Annotated in this window: 1 protein-coding gene and 1 pseudogene; both read left to right on the top strand. The window is 65.4% G+C overall.

What is annotated here, in order from left to right; all coding sequences use genetic code 11:
• Positions 1 to 387, top strand: a 387-nt coding sequence (locus EN893_RS35925) for a glycine betaine ABC transporter substrate-binding protein (protein ID WP_281062539.1), incomplete at its 5' end; no start/stop codon positions are given.
• 55 nt (positions 388 to 442) lie between these two features.
• A pseudogene (locus EN893_RS35920) lies at positions 443 to 872 on the top strand (ABC transporter permease); the annotation flags it as partial.

Raw genomic sequence — 872 nt, 5'->3', positions numbered from 1 at the left:
TTCCAGACCACCTATGGCTTCACGCTGAAGCCTGAGCAATTGATCACCCTCTCGGGCGGCGACACGGCGGCAACCATCGCAGCGGCCGCCAACCAGACCAATGGCGCCACTGCGGCCATGGTCTACGGCACCGATGGCGGCATCGCACCGTCCGGGCTCGTCGTGCTCGACGACGACAAGGGCGTGCAGCCGGTCTACCAGCCGGCGCCGATCATCCGCGAAGCGGTGCTGAAGGAGCATCCCGAGATCGAGACGCTGCTGAAGCCGGTTTTCGCCAAGCTCGACCTCGTCACCCTGCAGGAACTGAACGGTCGCGTTCAGGTCGGCGGCGAGCCGGTCAAGGGCGTCGCCGAGGACTTCCTGAAGAAGAACGGCTTCCTGAAGTAGGACGATTCCGGCGCGCCGCTTTCGTGGCGCGCCGGATCGACTGAAGGGGCAGGGCGTGAACATCCGCTTCGACAAGCTCGGCGTGGTCATCGCCGCGATATCAGCCTATGCGGCCTTCGCCGCCCCCTTTGCCACGTTCCGTGCCAACCGCATCGTCCCCGGCCAGGCGCGCTCGATTCTCGATGCGCTGCCGGCAACGACCGGGACGCTGCTGCTCGCCATCATTGTCGCCGCAGCACTCATTGCGCTGTTCAAGACACCACTTGTGCTGCGCCTTGCCGCCAGCGTGATGGCGCTTGCCGCGCTCGCGCTGCTGATCGGTGTCGCCGGAACATTTCTCACGCCGGCGGGCCACACCTTCGCCAGAGTTTCGCCAGCCTCCGGTTTCTGGATTCTGATCTTTGCCTTCACGCTTTTGCTCGCCGACGTGCTGACAAGGCTGCACCTGTCCCCATTGGCGCGGGTTGGCGTGCTTGGGGTCGCGG

Origin of the sequence: Mesorhizobium sp. M7A.F.Ca.CA.004.04.2.1 (genome assembly GCF_004022825.1) — a bacterium.
Lineage (GTDB): Bacteria > Pseudomonadota > Alphaproteobacteria > Rhizobiales > Rhizobiaceae > Mesorhizobium.
The sequence above is the reverse complement of the archived record's forward strand: the minus strand, read 5'-3'. Positions and strand labels throughout refer to the sequence as shown.